Below are 19,885 nucleotides of genomic sequence, written 5' to 3'. Positions count from 1 at the left end.
TTGAACCAGCCTCTTGCACCCTGAAAACTAGCAGCGAAGCAAAGTGTACTTAGAACAGTTGTTTCTTTAGGATAAACCCTCGACCGATTAGTATTGGTCAGCTCCACGCATTGCTGCGCTTCCACCCCCAACCTATCTACCTCGTCGTCTTCAAGGGGTCTTACTACTTGGGAAATCTCATCTTGAGGCGGGCTTCACGCTTAGATGCTTTCAGCGCTTATCCCTTCCGTACATAGCTACCCAGCTGTGCTCCTGGCGGAACAACTGGTACACCAGCGGTACGTCCATCCCGGTCCTCTCGTACTAAGGACAGCTCCTCTCAAATTTCCTGCGCCCACGACAGATAGGGACCGAACTGTCTCACGACGTTCTGAACCCAGCTCGCGTACCGCTTTAATGGGCGAACAGCCCAACCCTTGGGACCTACTTCAGCCCCAGGATGCGATGAGCCGACATCGAGGTGCCAAACCTCCCCGTCGATGTGGACTCTTGGGGGAGATAAGCCTGTTATCCCCAGGGTAGCTTTTATCCGTTGAGCGATGGCCCTTCCATGCGGTACCACCGGATCACTAAGCCCGACTTTCGTCCCTGCTCGACTTGTAGGTCTCGCAGTCAAGCTCCCTTCTGCCTTTGCACTCTTCGAATGATTTCCAACCATTCTGAGGGAACCTTGGGACGCCTCCGTTACTCTTTAGGAGGCGACCGCCCCAGTCAAACTGCCCACCTGACACTGTCCCCGAACCGGTTCACGGTCCCGGGTTAGAACTCCGATACGATCAGAGTGGTATCCCAACGCTGCCTCCACCGAAGCTGGCGCTCCGGCTTCTTAGGCTCCCACCTATCCTGTACAGATCGTACCAAAGTCCAATATCAAGCTGCAGTAAAGCTCCATGGGGTCTTTCCGTCTTGTCGCGGGTAACCTGCATCTTCACAGGTATTAAAATTTCACCGGATCTCTCGTTGAGACAGCGCCCAAGTCGTTACGCCATTCGTGCGGGTCAGAATTTACCTGACAAGGAATTTCGCTACCTTAGGACCGTTATAGTTACGGCCGCCGTTTACTGGGGCTTCGGTTCATAGCTTCGGGCCTTAAGCCCTAACCACTCCCCTTAACCTTCCAGCACCGGGCAGGCGTCAGCCCATATACTTCGCCTTGCGGCTTCGCATAGACCTGTGTTTTTGCTAAACAGTCGCTTGGGCCTATTCACTGCGGCCCCCTCGAGCTATTCACTCTACCGGGGCACCCCTTCTCCCTAAGTTACGGGGTCATTTTGCCGAGTTCCTTAACGAGAGTTCTTCCGCGCGCCTTAGAATTCTCTTCTCGCCTACCTGTGTCGGTTTGCGGTACGGGCACCTGCACCTGGCTAGAGGCTTTTCTTGACAGTGTGAGATCAAGACCTTCGCTACTGCTATTTTCACTCCCCGTCACAGCCCGGCTTTCATCGTGTGCGGATTTGCCTGCACACCAGCCTCACTGCTTGGACAAGCACTTCCATCAGCTTGCGTCCCTACCCTACTGTGTCACCCCATCGCTCATAGCGGTGTTTGGTGGTACAGGAATTTCTGCCTGTTGTCCTTCGACTACGCCTTTCGGCCTCGCCTTAGGTCCCGACTTACCCTGAGCGGACGAACCTTCCTCAGGAACCCTTAGGCTTTCGGCGGATCAGATTCTCACTGATCTTTTCGTTACTCATACCGGCATTCTCACTTCCAAGCGCTCCAGCTGTCCTCACGGTCAACCTTCTATGCTGCTTGGAACGCTCCCCTACTGCCCTTAATTAGGACCCATAGCTTCGGTGGTGTATTTAGCCCCGTTACATTTTCGGCGCAGAGTCACTCGACCAGTGAGCTATTACGCACTCTTTAAATGGTGGCTGCTTCTAAGCCAACATCCTGGTTGTCTGTGCAACTCCACATCCTTTCCCACTTAACACACACTTGGGGACCTTAGCTGATGATCTGGGCTGTTTCCCTCTTGACAATGGATCTTAGCACTCACTGTCTGACTCCCGGGCACCGAGTGGATGGCATTCAGAGTTTGACTAGACTTGGTAACCCTTGGCGGGCCCCGCACCCAATCAGTGCTTTACCTCCATCACTCTAACCCGAGGCTAGCCCTAAAGCTATTTCGAGGAGAACCAGCTATCTCCGAGTTCGATTGGAATTTCTCCGCTACCCCCACCTCATCCCCGAATTTTTCAACATTCGTGGGTTCGGGCCTCCAGTGAGTGTTACCTCACCTTCACCCTGGACAGGGGTAGATCACACGGTTTCGGGTCTACGCCTGCATACTTCCAAGCAATACAAAGTATTGCTACTTCGTAAGCTTATGCTTTGCCCTGTTCAGACTCGCTTTCGCTGCGGCTCCGGCTCTTCACCTTAACCTTGCATGCAAGCGTAACTCGCCGGTTCATTCTACAAAAGGCACGCCATCACCCTGATTTCCCGAAGAAAATCATAGGGCTCTGACTTCTTGTAAGCACACGGTTTCAGGTTCTCTTTCACTCCCCTCCCGGGGTGCTTTTCACCTTTCCCTCACGGTACTGCTTCACTATCGGTCGCTAGGGAGTATTTAGCCTTGGCAGATGGTCCTGCCGGATTCCGACGGGGTTTCCCGTGTCCCGCCGTACTCGGGATCCACCTTGGAGAGAGCAGACTTTCAGCTACAGGGCTGTTACCTTCTGTGGCAGGCCTTTCCAGACCTCTTCGCCTAATCTGCTCCTTTGTAACTCCGTATAAGGTGTCCCACAACCCCAGTGAGCAAGCTCTCTGGTTTGGGCTCCTCCGCTTTCGCTCGCCGCTACTGACGGAATCACGATTGTTTTCTTCTCCTCAGGGTACTTAGATGTTTCAGTTCCCCTGGTCTGCCTCTTCACTTCCTATGGATTCAGAAGTGAGTGACTGCGCATAACCGCAGCCGGGTTCCCCCATTCGGACATCCCCGGATCAAAGTCTGCTTACGACTCCCCGGGGCATATCGTTGTTCGCCACGTCCTTCTTCGGCTCCTAGCGCCTAGGCATCCTCCGTGTGCTCTTACCAGCTTAACCTATGCTTTGTATTTCTTTGAAGGGCTTTCGCTGCACCTGAATGTTTTCAATCACACGTAAGGTGAACATTCATCTGCAAAGTCGCTCACTTCAAACGAAACACTTCGCTTTATATTAAGGATGTTCTAAGTTCTCGCTTTGTTTCGCTATCTAGTTTTCAAGGTACAAGGGTTGAAAGGTCGCCCTTTCAAAACTGACAACGAGTGAGTAAAGCCTTCTTGTACATTTCTGTACTCCATAGAAAGGAGGTGATCCAGCCGCACCTTCCGATACGGCTACCTTGTTACGACTTCACCCCAATCATCTACCCCACCTTCGGCGGCTGGCCCCTTGCGGTTACCTCACCGACTTCGGGTGTTGTAAACTCTCGTGGTGTGACGGGCGGTGTGTACAAGACCCGGGAACGTATTCACCGCGGCATGCTGATCCGCGATTACTAGCAATTCCGACTTCATGCAGGCGAGTTGCAGCCTGCAATCCGAACTGAGATCGGCTTTTGAGGATTGGCTCCGGATCGCTCCTTCGCTTCCCGTTGTACCGACCATTGTAGTACGTGTGTAGCCCAGGCCATAAGGGGCATGATGATTTGACGTCATCCCCACCTTCCTCCGGTTTGTCACCGGCAGTCATCTTAGAGTGCCCACCTCTGCGTGCTGGCAACTAAGATCAAGGGTTGCGCTCGTTGCGGGACTTAACCCAACATCTCACGACACGAGCTGACGACAACCATGCACCACCTGTCTCCTCTGTCCCCGAAGGAAAAGGTCTATCTCTAAACCGGTCAGAGGGATGTCAAGGCCTGGTAAGGTTCTTCGCGTTGCTTCGAATTAAACCACATACTCCACTGCTTGTGCGGGTCCCCGTCAATTCCTTTGAGTTTCAGTCTTGCGACCGTACTCCCCAGGCGGAATGCTTACTGTGTTAACTTCGGCACCAAGGGTATCGAAACCCCTAACACCTAGCATTCATCGTTTACGGCGTGGACTACCAGGGTATCTAATCCTGTTTGCTCCCCACGCTTTCGCGCCTCAGCGTCAGTTATAGGCCAGAAAGCCGCCTTCGCCACTGGTGTTCCTCCACATCTCTACGCATTTCACCGCTACACGTGGAATTCCACTTTCCTCTCCTACACTCAAGTCTCCCAGTTTCCAGTGCGAACCGGGGTTGAGCCCCGGGCTTAAACACCAGACTTAAAAGACCGCCTGCGCGCGCTTTACGCCCAATAATTCCGGACAACGCTTGCCCCCTACGTATTACCGCGGCTGCTGGCACGTAGTTAGCCGGGGCTTTCTTCTCAAGTACCGTCACTCCAGGGGCAGTTACTCCCCTGGCCGTTCTTCCTTGGCAACAGAGCTTTACGATCCGAAAACCTTCATCACTCACGCGGCGTTGCTCCGTCAGACTTTCGTCCATTGCGGAAGATTCCCTACTGCTGCCTCCCGTAGGAGTCTGGGCCGTGTCTCAGTCCCAGTGTGGCCGTTCACCCTCTCAGGTCGGCTACGCATCGTCGCCTTGGTAAGCCGTTACCCTACCAACTAGCTAATGCGCCGCAGGCCCATCTGTAAGTGACAGGTTGCCCCGTCTTTCATGACTTCTTCATGCGAAGAAACCAGCTATCCGGTATTAGCTCACGTTTCCGCAAGTTATCCCGGTCTTACAGGCAGGTTGCCTACGTGTTACTCACCCGTCCGCCGCTAACCTGGCGTCTCCCGAAGGAAACACAAGGTCCGCTCGACTTGCATGTATTAGGCACGCCGCCAGCGTTCGTCCTGAGCCAGGATCAAACTCTCCAATAAAGTTGTTTCTTTATCGAATGAGCTGATTGCTCAACTATACTTTGCTGACGAGAATTTCTTCTCTTAGTCACTTTGCGTGACCCGCTTTATCACTCGTTGTTCAGTTTTCAAAGGACAATCATGCTGCCAGTAGCGTTTCGACAATTTGTCATTTGTTTCATGACAACAGGAATTTCATATTAACATATTTCCGGGTCAATTGCAAGGGCAATTTCTTCCAAATTATTAAATTTGCTCTCTTCGAGCCCGTTTTCCTTTTACTTCGAACAGCCCGTCCGAAGCAGCTCATTTAATTTACCACGATTCCGTTTCTTTTGCAACAGGTATTATCTTACAATTTATTCCTATTAGGTGCATACCGAATAATGAAATAACAAACAATAAAAATGACTGATAAATACAGGAGGGATGCACGTGGTCGAGAACAATACGCATGACGGGAATTATCAAGGAACCAAAAATATTCATGCGGATAAACGGGGCAAACGCCGGCAATAAAACAGCAGAAAGGAATCCTTCCACCCACATATGGTACAGAAAAATTCAATTTTATATGTTAGATATTTGAACGTTTAGATATATGAGAACCTTCGCCTTTCTTATACTTCTACACAAAAAGCATGTAAGGAATCGGCTTCCTACATGCTTTTCACCTACTGTGAAGCTATATTGATAACGCGAAGTACTATTGAAGCATTTGTTCAGACAAGCTCAGATGCCGCTTTCTCATAACTCAATTTCTATTTGAACAGGTATTAGATTATTAGGCAAGCCAGAAGCTGTCTTTTATGCAGCCTGCTCCATTCAGCAAATCACCATTATGCTACCAATGTATATGAAATTAATTGTACGCCAATTTTCATCTATCTTATCTCCAATCCGTATATAAATCGGTCCGGCGGTCCCTCCAAATGGTAACAGAGCCTTTTTGTCTAGTGTAATATAACAGGGTTAGATCTACATCAGCGGTTATGATCATATCAGTGTTAATCTGTCCTTCCGCTTGAACTCCTCCTGGCGGGAAAGGTATGTCGTTCGGTGTCAGCACGGCTGCCTGACCATAATTCGCCCGCATGAAATCAACAGTCGGTAGAGAACCGACAGTTCCTGTAACGGCTACATAAACTTGGTTCTCGATAGTACGGGCATGACAGGTATAACGGACCCGGTAAAAACCGTGCCGGTCATCCGTGCAAGACGGACACAATAAGATGTCTGCTCCTTTGGCTCTTGCCATACGCACCAGTTCCGGAAATTCCATGTCGTAGCATATCAGTCGAGCCACGCGCCCTTTTTCCGTATCGAACACCCGAAGCTTATCTCCAGCCCCCATGTTCCATGCTTTTACCTCGGTTGGAGTGATGTGAATCTTTCGCTGCTCTCCAACTCTCCCGTCCGGATAAAAGAGGAAGGCTGTATTATACAAATGACCGTTTTCTTCGATAATATGGGTTCCCCCGGCAATATACATTCCTGAAGAAGTGGCTAACCCGCGAAACAAATTTTTGTAATCGTCCGTATATGAAGGCAATGCGCTTATGGGTAATGCATTCCCATGCTCATCGCCAATGGAAAGAAGCTGGGTGGTAAATAGCTCAGGAAATAGAATGAAATCCGACTCGTATTCCTGGGCCGTCTTTACATAATGAGTGACCTGTGCAGCAAAAGCATGAAAACTGTCTACCGTATGCAAATGATACTGGACAGCCGAAATTCTTACTTTCATAGACAACGCCTCCCCTTTCCAACTATATTCATTGTAAACGATTCATACGGACAGGAGAATAGTCAAAAAATTTGATCTAGTTTGTTCAACTAACCCGTGGCAGAATTTACCCTAATCTTTTTAGTGCACTAAAGGGGAGTGAACATACATTGAAAAAAGTGTTGTTGTATCTATTAGCTGGTTTTGCCACACTCATCTTTATTTTTTTGCTGGGTAATTTTCAACACGGCTATACCAATAAACCTTCCGATGAACTGATTCAAGATTCCCCCCAATCAACAAAGCTATGTTAAATCCTCCCGGTTGAAGGATACTCAGCCCTACGATGAATTAAAAACATGATAAAGCTGACAAGCACTTATTTTTTCCCCGCGTTATTCGCGCTATTGTACTCGGGATTAGCTTTGCCCTTGCCGCTTCTTTATTCAAATGGTTCGGCCCGCATAACAAACGCCATACATCATGTGCTTGTCGCCATTCCGGATTTCTTCCTTATCATATTGCTGGTCTACAATGTGATCTTGTTAAGTAAGTTCATTACAAAAAGGCCCGTGCTCGTTACCCAAATCCATACGGAAGTACCCTTTCTTATTCCATACATCACTATTTTATTTGTTCCGATGCTTGTGATATGGGTACTTTTCTTAATGGCCCAGCTAGCTGTTTTCGACATCTTTATTCATGGAGCAGATATGTTCATTTTAAATATGGAGAGAGCATACTCTGTCTGTGATTACAGTAGGAGAATGGTGTGCCCTGATTGCTTAGGGAGCAGAGAAAATTCAGCTGTACCCGTGGATTTTGTCTTCTGTAGGCGTTTTTTACATGGGACCATCTTTATTATTCAATTCTTCCTTGGACAGCAAAAGAAAGCCTATTCCCTACCCTCTTTTTTAAATGAAAGAAGTCTCCAGATAAAGAGCAAGTAGCCATAGTGGAACGATCCGGCTATGGCTTGTGCTTCTCTTTATGACCTCAATATTGTCCGCAATTCACATTTTTTCAAAACCAAGATGCCCGAGGAAACGTCTGAAAGCGGCCTGCCCTTCTTCGGTTCGCTTGAATACTCCTGAATCTTCAAGAACTTGCTTGAACTTGCGGCCCGTTTCTTGTTGTAAAACCCGTTCTGCCTCTTCCTCGGTGAGGGATTGCCCGTATCGCTTTACAAGCCAGTTAATCCACTCTTTATGCTTTTGTAATCCGGCAGGCAATGATCCAGTCGAATTCCACTTTTGTTTGCCTGTCAGGATATTCCGAATCCCGCGTAGCTCTTCTTTCAACCGTCCCGGCAACACAGCAACTCCCATTACTTCAATCAACCCTATATTTTCTTTTTTAATGTGATGCAGATTTTAGTGAGGGTGGAAGATCCCGTCCGGGTGCTCTTGGCTGGTCCTGTTGTTCCGTAGTACCAGGTCAATCTCGTATTCTCCCCGCCCATTGTTTCTCGCTATGGGTGTTATCGTATTATGAGGCACTTTTTTCCCGTTCGGCTCGGTATAGGCGTATATTTCCGCACCCGGATCGCTATAGGTTTTCCACATATCCAGAATAGTCTCGCAAAATTTGATTAATGTATGCCGCTGATGGGTGGAAATACGCAAAACGGACATGGGCCAGTTAACAATACCTACTTTGATGTCTTTCCATCCCGGATGCCGGAACGATGTCTCAACAGAAGCCTTCTCCATCGGAAACTGATGGCGGCCCCCCTGAAAGTGATCATGATCAAGAATAGAGCCTCCTACAATAGGAAGATCCGCATTGGACCCGATGAAATAATGAGGGAACTGCTCAATAAAATCCAGCAGCCGGTAAAAGGTGAACTTCGAAATTTGCATGGGTACATGTTTCTCATGGAACACAATGCAGTGTTCATCGTAATATGCGTACGGAGAATATTGAAAGTACCATTGCTCCCCATCCAGTTTGACGGGAAAGACCCTTAAATTTTGCCTGGCCGGATGGTCCAGGCGCCCCTGATACCCCACATTATCAATGCAGAGCATGCAGGACGGGTAATGGGATGTAATCTTGTCAGCTGCTGATTTCAGCATAGCAATTTCCCTGGGGTTTTTTTCCGGTTTGGACAAGTTTATTGTAATTTCAAATTCACCGTATTCCGTCGGCGCTAACCAATATTCATTTTTTTGGATCCGGTCCATTCGAATATAGTTGGAATCAATCGATAATTTATAAAACTGGCCGGTTGCCGTTTCCATACCAAACAACTGATCGTTCTGGTGGAATTGCCGGACAACTTCGGAAGGCCTCGGCAGAAGCAGACCCATGATTTTTGCGTCAAGCAAATCTCTATGCGTAACCGTATCAGCTTCCAGAATGCCTTTTTCGGCCGCATAATCCAGGAGTTCTCCTAACACGGCCGACGGACTATCCATCCTTTCCTCCGGCACGTCACCTATATAAGGCGCACGAAGCCTTAGCAGTTCCAGTAAAGCATTACGCGATTGGTAAATATCCAATGCCTCAATCATGCCATTTTGCCGGGCAAATTGGAGCAGTCTCTCAACAGCGAGTGCCGCCTGGTCTTCCGTTACCGTTCTGCCTCCAGGTTGTGCCATCTGCGCTTTTCCTCCTTCTCTACCTGGTATCGTAACCATCCGGATGAGATTGATGCCAAATCCATGCGCTTTCAATGATAGCTTCGAGACTGTCACGCGTAGGCTTCCATCCGAGCTCCTCTTTGATACGATCAGAGGAAGCCACCAGTATAGCCGGATCACCGGCCCTCCGGGGCTCAACCACGGCCGGAATGGCATGGCCGGTTACTTTGCGGGCAATATCAATAACCTCCTTAACGGAGAACCCTTGCCCATTGCCAAGGTTATAGATGCTGCTCTCCCCCCCGGTGAGCAGCTTTTGCACTGCCAGCACGTGGGCATCTGCCAGATCGCTGACATGGATATAATCCCGGATACAGGTACCATCCGGCGTAGGGTAATCTTCTCCGAAAATGGAGATATGTTCCCTTTGTCCCAGCGGAACTTGCAGGATCAGAGGAATCAGGTGAGTCTCCGGAGAATGATCCTCTCCAATTTTGCCGCTGATATGGGCACCGGCCGCATTAAAGTAACGGAGGGATACATAACGGATACCGTAAGCTATATCGAACCAATGCATCATTTTCTCCATGGCCAGCTTAGTTTCCCCGTATGTATTCGTAGGCACTGTACGGTCCGTCTCCTGGATCGGCACCCGCTCAGGCTCTCCGTAAGTAGCGGCTGTAGATGAAAATACAATCCGTTTCACGTTATATTCATTCATCTTCTCAAGCAAACACAAGGTGCCGTAAACATTGTTATGATAGTACTTTATAGGATGGTTCATACTCTCACCGACCAGAGAATTGGCCGCAAAATGGATTACCGCTTCAATTTCATTTTCACGGAATACCAGGTCCATAAAAACGGCATCCCGCAAATCTCCCTCATAGAGACGGCCACCAAGCACAGCCTTACGATGCCCCTGCTGCAGGTTATCTACAATGACCACTTCCTGACCGCCTTCGAGTAAAGCTGCAACCGTATGGGATCCTATATAGCCTGCTCCCCCGGTAACTAAAACTGCCATATTAGTCCGCCTCCTTCACTTGTTTAACACCGTCGCCAATCTCACATACATAGAATTCCGGCTCTATCCCGGTTTCTTGGCGATAATGACTGCCAACGTATTCCTTGAACCGCTCTACACCGTCTTCATGGACAAGGGATACCGTACAACCGCCAAATCCGGCTCCTGTCATTCTCGATCCCAATACTCCGGAAACCTCAAGAGCACGAGATACCATGATGTCCAGTTCTTTCCCCGTCACTTCATACTGATCACGAAGCGATTCATGAGACTCCGTCATGAGCTTGCCGAATGCCTCCAGGTTATCCTGTTCCAATACTTCCATGGACTGCAATACACGGTCAATTTCCTCCATCACATGGCGGGCTCTTCTTCTCGCCGTTTCGTCCTGAATCAAATGTTCATACTCCCGGTATTGCCCCAAGGAAAGCTGACCTAATAGAGTCAGATCCGGAAACTGCCGCTTCAGCTCCTGCACCGCTTGCTCACACTGATTTCTCCGTTCATTATAGGCCGAATCGACCAATCCCCTTCGCTTGCATGTATTGCCGATCACCAGTTTATAGGTTTTGCTGCGGAACGGAACGTGTTTATACTCCAGCGTATCACACATCAGCAGAATCGCATGCTCTTTTTTTCCGTTGGCCACGGCAAATTGATCCATGATGCCGCACTGAACGCCATTATACTCATTTTCCGATTTTTGTGCCAATAGGGAAATATCTGTTAAATCTATAGCCAGTCCTTCCATAAGTAAAAGCGCATAGGCTGTCACTACTTCAATTGAAGCTGATGAGGATAATCCCGAACCGTTTGGAATTTCTCCATGAAACAACATGTCGTATCCATGTTGAATAGTCCGTCCTGTCTGATCTAATTGAACAATTATACCTTTCGGGTAATTCATCCAGTCATCTTCTTTTCGGTAGGACAAATCATCCATAGACAAAAGCTTTTTTAATTCAAAATTAGTTGTGGCCAGCCCGATCTGGCGATCCTCCCTGCGGCGAATAAGCAAGTGGGTACCGAATGTAAGTGCAGCGGGGAATACATAGCCTCCATTATAATCCGTATGCTCCCCTATAAGATTCACCCTTCCCGGAGCATGGAAAACTGTGATTCCTTTATGGCTCTCGCCGTACAAAGTAAGGAATTGTTCGTATAATGCCTGAAGGTTAGCCATGAAAGCACCGCCTTAATGATATAAGGTATATTTTGGTACAGAGCATCTTTCATTATTAAACGATCTGCTATCAGTATACAGAAAGACGGTTTTGAACTAAATGGAGGCATGTTAGAACGACATGGACAAATATGAGGTTTGCTCTACAGAAAAAAACCTCATCATGCTATATTTATCGTATCAGATGTTTAGACGAGGTGAACCTTTATGTATCGGGAGACGTATACCGTAGCTTCCAATTCGGACCCTGACTCCGCCTCATACATTACGGTCCTATTCTCCGGAGAGAGCCAGACCAGACCAGGGCACCAGATTGGACCAAGATTATGTGATTATTATCTGATGCATCATGTTATATCCGGCAAAGGTATCTTCATGTACAGGGGCAAAGAATTAGAACTAAAAGCAGGAGACACGTTCCTGATTGAACCTGAGGAGCTTGTGCGGTATGAGGCCGATCAGGTAAATCCGTGGATGTACAGATGGGTGGCTTTTCAGGGAAAAGGCGTACCGGAGGCTCTGGAGAAAACCGGATTTTCATCTTCCCGTTGCATTGTGCATACGAGGGATAATCAGAACGTATCCGAATTATTTTCCACGATATTAAGTGTACTTCAGGACAAAAAAGAAGGCGCCCATCAAAAGGCGCTTGGATACCTGTATGTACTGTTCGGCGAACTTTGTGAAGCCATTTATCCGAAAACGGGTATAGGAATGCGTACTTCCTCAGAGTCAGGCAGAACAGTACAGAAAGCCATTCACTATCTATCAACCCAATATGCCGAAGACATATCCATAGAAACAATGGCTGATAATCTCGGCTATAACCGTGCCTACCTGTCACGCATTTTTAAGCAGGAAACCGGGCTCACTCCTGTGACTTTCTTGCTCAAACTGCGCATTGATAAAGCCAGGTTTCTTTTGCGTCAGCGGATGGAGCTTACGATCGAACAAATCGCTTCATCCGTAGGCTTTCATGATCCCCTATACTTCTCTAAACAGTTTAAACGGTTCTACAAATGTGCACCTACCGAATACCGGGATAGCATAAAGCACATTCGGAAGGAAAACTGACAGGGCTTGGAATGGAGTGTACCCTTCTCCACTCAAGAGAAGCTGTTCTTCCTGCATAGGAATAACGATTTGAATCCGAATGAAAATCAATTGGCATGAACTCTATCCTCCTTTTGTTTCATTCTATGAAGTAATATTTCATAATGTTTCCCGGGCATAACCTCGTACCCCGGAAATATCGTTGCTTATAAAGAAAAAACCGTATCTCCGAAGTGGAGATACGGTTTAGGTATTATCGTTTTCCCGGATCGTACGGTTCGCCCAGCGCGGAAGGAGCTTTACCCCGCCCGCCAACGGCACCTGCCAAAACGAGAATGGTCAGGATATATGGAAGCATGTAGAGGAACTCCTTAGGCAGACCGGCGATCCAAGGAACCAGTTGGGCCTGCAGGCTGATTGCCTGAGCAAATCCGAAGAAGATGGCGGAACCCATTGCCCCGATCGGATGCCACTTCCCAAAGATCAATGCTGCCAAGGCAATAAACCCTTGTCCGGAAACGGTATTATGAGAAAAGCTGCTTGTTGTCGTCAAGGTCAGCGTAGCGCCGCCAAGAGCCGCAAGTGCACCGCTAAGCATAACGCCAATGTATCGGTATTTATTTACATTGATTCCTACCGTATCGGCTGCGCTCGGGTGTTCGCCTACCGAACGGAGACGCAAGCCAAATGGTGTCTTAAACAGGACATACCAGCATACAAAGACCAGAATAATAGCCAAATACATCGGAGGATAAGCGTGGAAGAACGCTTCCCCCAGGAAAGGAATATCCGATAAGAAAGGAATGCTTATTTTGCTGAACGGAGCTGAGATCGTTTCCGTTTGTCCGGCTCCGTCAAACAGTACTTTCACCATGTACACCGTGGCGCCGGCGGCCAGAAAATTGATGACAACCCCGCTAACCACCTGATTTGCTTTAAACTGAATAGAGGCCACGGCATGGATGAGCGAAAATAAAATTCCAAGTACCATTGCTGCCAGCATCCCAAGCCATAAAGAAGCTGACTCCATTCCGGCGTCCTGAGTGTATAGCGTTACAATCGCGGATGCGAAAGCTCCGGATATCATTAGTCCTTCCAGACCGATATTGATAACACCGGAACGTTCAGAGAACATGCCGCCTAACGCCGCGAGGATGAGGGGCGTTGAAAAAACAAGTGTCGTGTTCACCAACATGCCTAATTGTGTTAAATCCATCTACTGCATCCTCTCTTTCTTGCGCCTGGAATAAAATGGGGCGATCAAGGCACGGACAATGCCTTGAGCAGCTACAAAGAAGATAATGGCCCCGATCACAACACGCATAATTTCCGGCGGTACATCTGCGGCAAAACTCATTCCGCTTGCCCCATAGTTCAGGATACCAAATAAAGCTGCTGAGAGGAAAACTCCAATCGGATTATTCATGCCTAACAGGGCTACGGCAATACCATCAAAGCCGTATCCTGGAAGCGCAGCTGATATTACTTGATAGTGGAATACGCCGAGCACCTCGAAAGCTCCCGCCAAACCGGCAAAAATACCACTGATAAACATCGCTTTCACAATATTTCGTTTCACGTTCATTCCGGCATATTGAGCAGCATGAATATTATAGCCTACTGCCCTCAGCTCATATCCCTGTTTAGTCTTGTTCAGGTAAATATGGAAGAAAACTGTCGCCAGTACGGCAATTAGGGTACCCCAATGCAACCGGGCACTTCCCATAAAATCAGATAGCCAGATAAGGCTGGCGGAAGCAGACTCATGAATCGCTTCCGAACGCTGCTGGCCTTGCTCCAGCAGGAATGTATTGATCATATAGTTCGAAAGGTGAAGAGCTGTCCAGTTCAGCATGATCGTGGTTATAACCTCATTGACACCGCGGTTTGCTTTAAGGAAACCGGCAATGGCCGCCCACAATCCACCGGCCAGCCCGCCGACGATAACGGCAAGTGGTGCATGAATAATCGCCGGAAGATCCAGCTTTACCCCAATTAAAGTTGCTGCGGTCATCCCGACCATGAATTGGCCTTCTCCACCGATATTGAACAGCCCCGCCCGGAAAGCAAAAGCTACGGCCAAACCGCAGAACAGCAGAGGAGTGATGGCACGGATGGTTTCACCAAAACCGTTCAGGCTTCCAAATACTTTATCTAATAAAGCCAAATAGGCATCAATAGGATTATATCCTCCTGCCAGCATGACCAGGGCACCCGTGAGAATACCAAGTACAATGGATACTAACGGGATGATAAGGGAGTTGCTTTGGAATGTTTTGAATATCTTACTGCTCACTTCCTGTCCCCCCCTGTTCATGCTTTTTGCTTCCGGCCATCATGAGTCCCAGTTCCTGGTCGTTTGTCTGGTCCGGAAGCACTTCGCCAACGATCTGACCTTCATAAATAACGGCAATCCGGTCGGAAACATTCAAAATTTCATCAAGCTCAAAGGAAACCAAAAGAACCGCTTTTCCTTTGTCCCTTTGTTCGATCAACTCCTTATGGACAAATTCAATCGCACCCACGTCAAGACCCCGGGTAGGCTGGGCAGCTATCAGAAAATCCGGGTCCTTGTCAATTTCACGGGCAATAATCGCCTTCTGCTGGTTGCCCCCGGAAAGGGAGCGGGCTTTAGTCTCTAAACCCGGTGTCCGGACATCAAACTTTTCAATTAAACGTTGTGCCTGTTTATTTATCGCATCATAGTTCAAAAAGCCATTACGGCTATACTCTTTATGGAAATAGGTTTGCAGAACCATGTTTTCATTCATTGCAAAGTCAAGTACAAGGCCATGCTTATGACGGTCTTCCGGAATGTGGGATACCCCGGATTCGGAAATCATGCGCGGCCTTTGATTAGCAATCTCCTGGCCTTTTACTTTTATGGAACCGTCATCAATCTTTCTTAAACCCGTAAGAGCTTCAATCAATTCGCTTTGTCCATTTCCGTCTACGCCGGCAATACCCAGAATCTCACCTGCTTTGACATGAAAGGAAATGCCGTTCAGGGCGTTTACGCCTTCTTTATTCTTTGTAGTTACGCCTTTCACTTCCAAAATGGGGCTGTCCGGCTTGGCAGGCTGCTTGTCAACTTTAAAGCTGACCTGGCGGCCAACCATTTTTTCTGCCAATTGTTCGGCACTCGTTTCACCCACATGAACAGTATCAATCACTTTTCCTCTGCGGATAATCGTAACAGTATCGGCAATTTCCATAATTTCTTTCAGCTTATGTGTAATCAAAATAATGGATTTTCCTTCTGCCACCAATCTTTTCATGATAATCATCAGTTCCCTGATCTCTTGGGGGATAAGAACAGCTGTAGGTTCGTCGAAAATCAGAATGTCTGCACCACGGTAAAGGGTTTTTACAATTTCAACACGCTGTTGCATACCGACTGAGATATCCTGAATTTTGGCGTTCGGGTTGATTTTTAAACCATATTGTTCAGAAAGTTCCTTTACTTTTCTTGAAGCTGATTTATGATTTATATTCAGGCCTTTTTTAGGTTCCATGCCAAGAATGATGTTTTCCGTAACCGTAAATGGCTGAACCAGTTTAAAATGCTGATGCACCATGCCGATACCAAGATCAATGGCCTTGTTAGGACTATCAATGGTAACAGGCTGCCCGTTGACTTCGATACTCCCTTCATCCGGCTGATAAAGGCCGAATAAAATGTTCATCAGTGTGGACTTCCCCGCTCCGTTTTCCCCGAGAAGCGCATAAATCTCGCCTTTTTTTAACTGAAGGCTTATAGAGTCGTTAGCAACAATGCCAGGAAAACGTTTGGTAATTCCCTTCAATTCAACGACAGGGGGCACTGCGTTCATTTCATCACCCTTCACTTACTATTTTATAATAGGGTAAGAAAAGCTCCGGAAGCGGAGCTTTTCTTATCAGATACACTCTGAAGCAGGTTTAATAAAAACTGCCCGGGAGTATTTAAATTATATCGAAAATGTCAGGTGAATGTTATTGCTCAGGGACTTTGATTTCACCTTTAATGATCTTGTCTTTGAACTCGTCCACTTTCTTAAGAACATCCTCAGGAACGTTTTTCTTGGAAGTATCAGCAAGTCCCACACCGTTGTCTTTCAAACCGAGAACAGTGGTCTTGCCGCCTTCAAATTTACCGTCAATGACGGTTTTGGATATTTTAATAACAGCTTCGTCTACTTTTTTGATCATGGATGTCAGGGTTACTTTATCGCCATATTCCAGTGACTGGTCCTTGTCAACACCGATAACCCATACTTTCTTGCCTTGTTTCTCACGGTCAATCGCTTCGTTAAATACCCCGTTGCCCGTATTGCCTGCAGCATGGAAAATAATATCTGCCCCATCATTATAAAGTGTAGATGCTGCGGATTTGCCTTGGTCAGGCTTGTCAAATGCGCCTGTATAATTTACTTTAACTTCCACGTTAGGATTGGCGGCTTTCACACCTGCTACATATCCGGCTTCAAAACGTTTGATAACCGGAATTTCCATGCCTCCAACGAAACCTACTTTGTTCGTTTTGGTCATCAGGCCCGCGACAACACCCGCGAGGAAAGATCCTTCGTTCTCTGCAAATACTACAGAGTGAACATTAGGAGCTTCAACCATGTTGTCAATAATAGCAAACTTGGCATCTTTATTTTGGTCTGCCACAGTTTTCATTGCCTTATCAATCGTCTGGCCAATTCCCCAAGTCAGCGCATACTTTTCACTTGCAAACTGGGTTAAGTTCGGAACGTAATCTGCATCAGTTTTGCTTTCCAGATTTTTCACTTTGGCTCCGGTTTCTTTTTCAAGTTGTTTCAGGCCTTCCCAGGAGGACTGGTTAAAGGACTTGTCGTTAATCCCGCCCATATCCGTAACCATACCAATCTTGATATCAGATCCTTTGGAAGCCCTTTCCTTGCCACCATCATTACTGCTTTTCTTGCCGCATCCTGCAAGAACTACGGATAGCACCAGCAGCATAACTAGACTGAACTGCAGAGTTTTTTTCATTTTACTTCCCCCGAAAGTTTTTGTCCATCTTCCCGGCCATTTACTGGAACCGGCAGAGAAGTGGCAGGCGGAATGATGGCATTCCGCGACACAATTATACAACCACTGTTCAAGAAAATCTACAAAAAATTTGATCTTCCGACATCCCTCTTTTTGGAGTGCCGAATAAGGAAAGTATCAGCTAAAAATAAGCGATATTGCTGATTATTTTCAGCCTCTGGAGGAAACATTATGCAGCTCCTCTCGGGAAAAGTTACCTGTTTTATCATTTCACCATTCATATAAGCAGATTAAATAATTTCGGGTCTTTATTGATTTCTATATAATGGTAATCCTTTTGTGACAAACGTTCAATGAGCCCCTCATAATCTTCCTTGTTTTTAAGCTCAATTCCCACAAGCACAGGTGCATTATCCCGGTTATTTTTCTTCATATATTCAAAACGTGTGATATCGTCCCCTTCTCCCAGCACTTCCTCAAGGAACTCCCTGAGCGCTCCGGCCCTTTGGGGGAAGTTCAATATGAAATAATGCTTGAGCCCCTCGTAGATTAAGGACCGCTCCTTAATCTCCTGCATCCGGTCAATGTCATTATTGCCTCCGCTAATCACACAGACTACATTTTTTCCCCTGATTTGTTCCCGGTAAGCGTCCAGGGCCGCAACCGATAGGGCTCCGGCCGGTTCAATGACAATGGCATTATTATTGTACAAGTCCAAAATCGTAGTGCATTCCTTGCCTTCTGGCACAAGCACGATATCATGGAGTACATCCCGGCAAATTTCAAAGGTTAGTTCACCTACTTCTTTCACCGCTGCCCCATCCACGAACTTGTCAATTTCCTCCAAAGTTACAACTTGTTCTTCATCTAAAGAAGCTTTCATTCCTGCTGCCCCTTCAGGCTCTACACCAATTACCCTGGTACCAGGGGATACGCTTTGTATATACGAACCGATTCCGGCAGCAAGTCCGCCGCCTCCGATGGAAGCAAAAATAAAGTCCGGAGCGTCCGACATCTGATTCATAATTTCCACACCCACCGTACCTTGTCCGGCAATGGTGCGATAATCGTCAAATGGATGGATAAAGGTTTTATTCTCTCTGGTACAGTACTCCTGCGCCTGTTTGGATGAATCATCAAAGGTATCTCCTGTCAGAATGACCTCTACAAAAGGTCCGCCAAACAGTTTCACTTGGGAAACCTTCTGCCTTGGCGTCGTGGTAGGCATAAAAATCTTGCCTTCAATGCCAAGCTGTTTGCAGGAATAGGCGACTCCCTGTGCATGGTTTCCTGCACTTGCACAAACTACCCCATTTGCCCGTTCCTCAGGGGAAAGATGCTGAATCACATTATAGGCGCCGCGTATTTTAAAAGAACGGACTATCAGCATATCTTCTCTTTTCAAATAGATATTGCACTCATATTGGTCGGAAAGCAGCACATCCCGTTGAAGAGGTGACGGCTCAATCACTTTACCCAGAAGATGATGCGCTTTGATAATATCTTCAACTTGTATCTTGCTCTTGGTGCCCATACAAATGTTCCCTTCCCTCTTCTACATGATTTTAAGCTATTGTAGCACAGGTTGATGTCTATTTTATCTAAATGCATGCAATTTGTTATGATTCAGTCCCTTTTTCTCCAGTTAATCAGTACAAAATGCCCAAAATACGGGAAAGTGACTTATCAACGAAAACAGTCTGTTTTACAAGTAAGGAAATCAGGGAACCATAGCGTCAAACGTTGAATTTCATAGATTGGAAACGGATAAAGAAAAGATCATCCAAAGAGGAGCGCCTTCTCTTGAACCTTATTTAAGAGGGAGTGGAACAAAAATGGTTAGGCGGATAAGAGGAAAAGAGAGGCTGGGTTCATTTCCACAAAATTACATCTGCACATGTGGAGGTCTCAAAACGAAAGTAATTCGTTTTGAGACCGATATTGAATCTGGCCAACATGCTTTCGGATTTGGGACAGGGTTTCTTCTTCTTTTCAAAAAAACTCCCTTGGTCCGGCTTTGCCAGGAATGTCAAGGGAGTTTAGATTTTGTATATGACCTGTCTATACATTCGGAAGGCATCCCGCTCATTAAAAACGGCTTGGTCTGTTTAAGATACCGCAATTTAGAAGGGCCAGCAGAATGCCAATCAGGCGGGGAATATAACCTAACAGAGGAATAAAGCTCAACAGAGCCATCAATATATTCAACCCGCTGAACAGGAACGTGCCGTTTCCGGTAACGATGGAAAGAATAAAGCTGATCAGGACGAGCGGGACCACCCAACCTGAAGACCATATATAAAGAAATGGTACTAAAGCAAGGAAAAATCCAATGCCAATTAATATTTCAACAAACAGCTGTATACCATTTAAAACCCTTCGGGTATCCGGTCTCATATCCTATAACCTTCTTTCTATTTTAAATCTGCATATGGTTAAACAGAAAAGCTCTCCTGTATATCATTGTATTCTATACTACGCAGCAGT

10 protein-coding genes, 2 rRNA genes and 1 pseudogene are annotated in these 19,885 nt (G+C 47.0%); 1 reads left to right on the top strand and 12 read right to left on the bottom strand.

The window, feature by feature from the left end; all coding sequences use genetic code 11:
* Positions 1 to 67 precede the first annotated feature (67 nt).
* From BXP28_RS17645 to BXP28_RS17615, 6 genes and pseudogenes are all read right to left on the bottom strand, one after another.
* Positions 68 to 3,048 (bottom strand): 23S ribosomal RNA (locus BXP28_RS17645).
* Between the two features lie 241 nt (positions 3,049 to 3,289).
* Positions 3,290 to 4,844 (bottom strand): 16S ribosomal RNA (locus BXP28_RS17640).
* The 16S and 23S rRNA genes sit together here, the layout of an rRNA operon.
* Positions 4,845 to 5,712: 868 nt before the next feature.
* Positions 5,713 to 6,570, bottom strand: coding sequence for a carbon-nitrogen hydrolase family protein (locus BXP28_RS17635; protein ID WP_023482264.1), 858 nt, complete (start codon positions 6,568 to 6,570; stop codon positions 5,713 to 5,715).
* 992 nt (positions 6,571 to 7,562) lie between these two features.
* Positions 7,563 to 9,152 (bottom strand): annotated as a pseudogene (locus BXP28_RS17625) (UDP-glucose--hexose-1-phosphate uridylyltransferase).
* A 19-nt stretch (positions 9,153 to 9,171) separates the two neighbouring features.
* A complete protein-coding gene (gene galE / locus BXP28_RS17620) occupies positions 9,172 to 10,161 on the bottom strand; it encodes a UDP-glucose 4-epimerase GalE (protein WP_023482268.1) in 990 nt (329 codons plus the stop codon).
* Between the two features lies 1 nt (position 10,162).
* Positions 10,163 to 11,344, bottom strand: coding sequence for a galactokinase (locus BXP28_RS17615; protein ID WP_023482269.1), 1,182 nt, complete (start codon positions 11,342 to 11,344; stop codon positions 10,163 to 10,165).
* A 207-nt stretch (positions 11,345 to 11,551) separates the two neighbouring features.
* Between BXP28_RS17615 and BXP28_RS17610 the strand changes: the two genes are divergently transcribed.
* A complete protein-coding gene (locus BXP28_RS17610; RefSeq protein WP_024095469.1) occupies positions 11,552 to 12,418 on the top strand; it encodes an AraC family transcriptional regulator in 867 nt (288 codons plus the stop codon).
* A 232-nt stretch (positions 12,419 to 12,650) separates the two neighbouring features.
* Here BXP28_RS17610 and BXP28_RS17605 read toward each other — a convergent pair whose 3' ends face one another.
* The 6 genes from BXP28_RS17605 to BXP28_RS17580 all read right to left on the bottom strand — a co-directional run bounded on the left by BXP28_RS17605 (position 12,651) and on the right by BXP28_RS17580 (position 19,795).
* Positions 12,651 to 13,613: an ABC transporter permease gene (locus tag BXP28_RS17605; RefSeq protein WP_023482271.1), complete on the bottom strand. Its 963-nt coding sequence runs from the start codon at positions 13,611 to 13,613 to the stop codon at positions 12,651 to 12,653.
* Positions 13,614 to 14,693 (bottom strand): ABC transporter permease, encoded by a 1,080-nt coding sequence (locus BXP28_RS17600; protein WP_023482272.1) that lies wholly within the window; start codon positions 14,691 to 14,693, stop codon positions 13,614 to 13,616. It abuts the gene before it with no gap.
* Positions 14,683 to 16,230, bottom strand: a complete 1,548-nt coding sequence (locus BXP28_RS17595; protein ID WP_036655564.1) for an ABC transporter ATP-binding protein — start codon at positions 16,228 to 16,230, stop codon at positions 14,683 to 14,685. Before BXP28_RS17595 ends, BXP28_RS17600 begins: the two co-directional genes overlap by 11 nt.
* A 142-nt stretch (positions 16,231 to 16,372) precedes the next feature.
* Entirely contained in the window at positions 16,373 to 17,398 is a 1,026-nt protein-coding gene (locus BXP28_RS17590) for a BMP family lipoprotein (RefSeq protein ID WP_036655566.1), read from the bottom strand.
* A 277-nt stretch (positions 17,399 to 17,675) separates the two neighbouring features.
* Entirely contained in the window at positions 17,676 to 18,932 is a 1,257-nt protein-coding gene (ilvA, locus tag BXP28_RS17585; protein ID WP_023482275.1) for a threonine ammonia-lyase IlvA, read from the bottom strand.
* 554 nt (positions 18,933 to 19,486) lie between these two features.
* Positions 19,487 to 19,795: a hypothetical protein gene (locus BXP28_RS17580; protein ID WP_036655568.1), complete on the bottom strand. Its 309-nt coding sequence runs from the start codon at positions 19,793 to 19,795 to the stop codon at positions 19,487 to 19,489.
* Between the last annotated feature and the right edge of the window lie 90 nt (positions 19,796 to 19,885).

It is taken from the genome of Paenibacillus larvae subsp. larvae (assembly GCF_002003265.1).
Taxonomy (GTDB): Bacteria; Bacillota; Bacilli; order Paenibacillales; family NBRC-103111; genus Paenibacillus_H; species Paenibacillus_H larvae.
The sequence above is the reverse complement of the archived record's forward strand: the minus strand, read 5'-3'. Positions and strand labels throughout refer to the sequence as shown.

What these genes read in the sequence shown, in the direction of transcription:
- BXP28_RS17610 (WP_024095469.1), top strand. Translation starts at nt 11,552, where the DNA reads ATGTATCGGGAGACGTATACCGTAGCTTCCAATTCGGACCCTGACTCC.
- galE (WP_023482268.1), bottom strand. Translation starts at nt 10,161, where the DNA reads ATGGCAGTTTTAGTTACCGGGGGAGCAGGCTATATAGGATCCCATACG.
- ilvA (WP_023482275.1), bottom strand. Translation starts at nt 18,932, where the DNA reads ATGGGCACCAAGAGCAAGATACAAGTTGAAGATATTATCAAAGCGCAT.
- BXP28_RS17635 (WP_023482264.1), bottom strand. Translation starts at nt 6,570, where the DNA reads ATGAAAGTAAGAATTTCGGCTGTCCAGTATCATTTGCATACGGTAGAC.
- BXP28_RS17615 (WP_023482269.1), bottom strand. Translation starts at nt 11,344, where the DNA reads ATGGCTAACCTTCAGGCATTATACGAACAATTCCTTACTTTGTACGGC.
- BXP28_RS17605 (WP_023482271.1), bottom strand. Translation starts at nt 13,613, where the DNA reads ATGGATTTAACACAATTAGGCATGTTGGTGAACACGACACTTGTTTTT.
- BXP28_RS17590 (WP_036655566.1), bottom strand. Translation starts at nt 17,398, where the DNA reads ATGAAAAAAACTCTGCAGTTCAGTCTAGTTATGCTGCTGGTGCTATCC.
- BXP28_RS17580 (WP_036655568.1), bottom strand. Translation starts at nt 19,795, where the DNA reads ATGAGACCGGATACCCGAAGGGTTTTAAATGGTATACAGCTGTTTGTT.
- BXP28_RS17595 (WP_036655564.1), bottom strand. Translation starts at nt 16,230, where the DNA reads ATGAACGCAGTGCCCCCTGTCGTTGAATTGAAGGGAATTACCAAACGT.